5 protein-coding genes and 2 tRNA genes are annotated in these 3,432 nt (G+C 53.1%); all 7 read right to left on the minus strand.

Features of this window, described 5'->3' with window-relative positions; translation table 11 throughout:
- Window positions 1–59: 59 nt before the first annotated feature.
- The 7 genes from CFI10_RS16895 to CFI10_RS16925 all read right to left on the minus strand — a co-directional run bounded on the left by CFI10_RS16895 (window position 60) and on the right by CFI10_RS16925 (window position 3,234).
- Window positions 60–136 (minus strand) — tRNA-Met (locus CFI10_RS16895).
- Window positions 137–182: 46 nt separating this feature from the next.
- A tRNA-Leu gene (locus tag CFI10_RS16900) sits at window positions 183–268 on the minus strand.
- A 15-nt stretch (window positions 269–283) separates the two neighbouring features.
- On the minus strand, window positions 284–649 hold the full coding sequence (secG, locus tag CFI10_RS16905) for a preprotein translocase subunit SecG (RefSeq protein ID WP_206842250.1): 366 nt from the start codon (window positions 647–649) through the stop codon (window positions 284–286).
- Between the two features lie 13 nt (window positions 650–662).
- Entirely contained in the window at window positions 663–1,430 is a 768-nt protein-coding gene (gene tpiA / locus CFI10_RS16910) for a triose-phosphate isomerase (protein ID WP_206836736.1), read from the minus strand.
- 62 nt (window positions 1,431–1,492) lie between these two features.
- A complete protein-coding gene (locus CFI10_RS16915) occupies window positions 1,493–1,708 on the minus strand; it encodes a DUF6447 family protein (RefSeq protein WP_206836739.1) in 216 nt (71 codons plus the stop codon).
- A 114-nt stretch (window positions 1,709–1,822) separates the two neighbouring features.
- On the minus strand, window positions 1,823–2,380 hold the full coding sequence (locus CFI10_RS16920) for a hypothetical protein (RefSeq protein WP_206836742.1): 558 nt from the start codon (window positions 2,378–2,380) through the stop codon (window positions 1,823–1,825).
- Window positions 2,381–2,427: 47 nt separating this feature from the next.
- A complete protein-coding gene (locus CFI10_RS16925; protein WP_206836745.1) occupies window positions 2,428–3,234 on the minus strand; it encodes a SapC family protein in 807 nt (268 codons plus the stop codon).
- Window positions 3,235–3,432 lie beyond the last annotated feature (198 nt).

Consider the following 3,432-nt stretch of genomic DNA (forward strand, 5'->3'; position numbering starts at 1 on the left):
GGTGCCCTTTTGCTCACCTACGAAAAAGCCCCTGAAAAGGGGCTTAAACGTAAAGAAAATGGTAGCGGGGGCTGGATTTGAACCAACGACCTTCGGGTTATGAGCCCGACGAGCTACCAGACTGCTCCACCCCGCATCAGAAACAGGTGAATATTATACACAACACCTGCCTATCTTACAAATGGTGCCGAAGGCCGGACTCGAACCGGCACGAGCATAGCTCACCACCCCCTCAAGATGGCGTGTCTACCAATTTCACCACTTCGGCTTTAACCGTTTAATCTTACTCAGCAACCGGAATGTCAGATTCCGCTGCCTTGCCCTCCGCTGCATCCAGCTCAGGCAGATCACGCTGGGATTCTGCTGCTGACTCAATCAGCTCTGCAGACGGGATGCCCGCGTCATTAACACTTTCCGCACGCTGCTTGGCGTAAACAGCCAGTGCAAAACTGGAGGCGAAGATACCTGCAGCAAGCAATGCAGTCAATCGCCCAAGAAAACTTTTTGACCCCTGACTGCCAAACACGGTCTGGGATGCACCACCACCGAAGGCAGCACCCGCTTCTGCACCCTTACCCTGCTGAAGCAGCACCAGTGCAATAATTGCAGCAGCCAGCAATACATGAACGATCAGAACCAGACTTTCCATCATCTATACCGTATCAGCCGGCGACTGCCGCGGCACGGCAGATCGCGATAAAGTCTTTGGCCTTCAATGAAGCGCCCCCTATGAGGCCGCCATCTATATCAGGCTTGGCGAACAACTCTGCGGCGTTATCAGCATTGACACTGCCACCGTAAAGCACTTGAACATTTTGACCGGCAACACCCGCCACCTTGGCCAATACTGCCCGAATATGGGCATGCACTTCCTGAGCCTGCTCGGGCGAAGCCGTTTTGCCGGTACCGATGGCCCATACCGGCTCATACGCCACCACAAGACGCTCAAACTCGTCTGCTTCAAGACCGGATACCGCAGTACACAACTGACCGGTAACCACATCAAGGGCCTCACCAGACTCACGCTGCTCCAAAGTTTCACCTACGCAGAGAATAGGTTTCAGGCCTGCTCGCAATGCAGCCAGCGTCTTCGCCGCCACCTGCTCATCATTTTCATGATACAGCGAACGACGTTCCGAGTGACCCACAATCACCATACTGCAGCCAACATCACGCAACATGGCAGCAGAGACCTCTCCCGTATAGGCACCGGCATCATACTCACTCAGATTCTGAGCACCAAGCGAGACCACTGAGCCTTCCAGCTGAAGACCAACCGAGTGCAGATACACTGCAGGCGGACAGATACCAGCCTCAACACTACCGACCGGACTGACTTTAAACGACTCGATAAGCGAGTCAACCAGTGCATGGTTGGCCGCAGTCTCACCGTTCATCTTCCAGTTTCCGATTACCAGCGCGCTTCGCATTGATATCCCCTCACGAAAGAGGCGCATATGTTAGCCCAGCACATTCGTACTGGCAAGCTGTTTTAGGCCTCGTTTTCAGTGACAGTCTGAGGAAGTTCAGCTTTCAGGAGCTCAACATACTTAATCCTGGCAGCCTGAAGCATGCCCAGCAGAGCCTGTTGCCGGTTCAGTTCCGCTTCTGTAGCACGCAGATTAGTGATCTGATTACGTGCCGCTTCTGTCAATTCTTCGTAGATATACTCAACACCATCAATGGTAACTTTAGTTTTATCTGTCATATTCGTTCCTTATCGAATAATGGTTCGTCCATACAAGGCCTGACGAAAAAGCCAAGCCACATAGTGTACCAAGAACTGAGCCCAAGGCCACCCGAGCCAGAGCATCAGAATGCGTCAGTGAATAGCACCCCGTGCCGGTGAGGCCAATTCCGGCAATTGTTCACGCATCCACTCTGGCCACACGGCTGTCGACCACTCCGCTTTTGAATATGCCTGAAGCAGTATGTTCAGCCACTGCCGGAGCGCCAAGGCCCGGAGGGGCAATGCCGCCTGTTGTCCACCGGCATCAGGCGCAGCCTTGAAAATCAGCACCAGCTGTTCAGGCCTGCGCTGAACATCAACGCTTGCGGCAAGCCAGGTAGTACCGGCATTTTCAGCGGATACAGGCGTACTGCCCTCTTGCCGGGTTTGCTCCGTCAACTCGTTGATAGCACGCGTCTGCTTGACGCTCTGTAACAAATCAGCGCGAGGCACATCGGCATCCTGTTGCTCAAGCCATTCAACAAGGGCAGGCACCATTCGGTCCATTAGCCGCCGTGTCACCCAGATGACAACCACGTCATCGGATGATACTTGACCACTGATGCGCACTCTGTCTTCCAATGGATGATAGACCGTTGTGAGCCTGCCCAATGCGGGAACACGCTGCTCAGCCACTTCCGTTAACTCCATTACATATCCTTCTTTACAGTATTCTGACGGCAGTTGGGTCCAGCCTGTCAGAAATTGAACTTCAGGGTATCATCCTTGTCACCAAACAACTGTTCGATTTGATCAAGGCCCGCCGGTTCGGCTGCAAGCGGATAGTGCAGTCGATACAGCCTGGGCAGCACATCAAAACGGGGCATGGACAGCAACTGTGCGTGCCCCAACATAAGGGCATCACTGCGTGCCAACCGAGCCAGATCATCGTCTTTCAATTCACTCAAGGCCTGTTCATTCACACGATACAGCCCCGTCACCGGTGTACGCGCCTTATCTGGCGAGGCAAAAGGCCAACTCAATGGCTTTAGCAAACCCAACTCGGCCAAAAGATCAGTGGCAATTTGTGTGTGTGCCTGACTCCGTTGGCGTTGCATCAAAAAGTCCAACACACCCCGTGTCGCAGTCGTGAGCTGCGCGTCATCATCAAAGAAACGCTCGTTACCCGATCCCGCATCAGGCATTTCCCGGTATAAGCCGCTCTCGCTGTCAAAACACAGTACAAAACGGGCTTCCCCCGCCTGATCTACCTGCTGCAACGCGAATGGATAACCGCGGTAAACACTCGGAATATAGGGTACCAGCCATTTTCCCTGAGGGCTGATCATCAGGTTTTGTTTTGCATACACGCCTTGCAATGCAACAGCAGTAAAACGCTGCTCACCATTGCGAATAAACGCAAGGGGGTAATGGGGCAACAGCATTTTCAGCTCGGCCAGCACAATCGGTGCACACACATCATGTTCGGCAAACGCCATTGAATCAAAGCGTTTCCAGCCGTGGGTCACATGCTCCTTCGGGTTCAGGGGGATAAATCGAGACATCATCAAGTACCTGAGAATTAATAAACACGGATCAACCGGCCCACATTGTAACCTACTGACAAGGCTAACAAACTTCATGTAACCCCATCATGTAAGCAAATAAGCAAAAACCCCCGGGGCGAACCGCGGGGGTTTTAAGTTTCACTCGGAGCCCGGGCTCATAAGGACCCGAGCAACCCGATCAACCATTCAGGTTAA

Origin of the sequence: Marinobacterium iners (assembly GCF_017310015.1) — a bacterium.
Lineage (GTDB): Bacteria > Pseudomonadota > Gammaproteobacteria > Pseudomonadales > Balneatricaceae > Marinobacterium > Marinobacterium iners.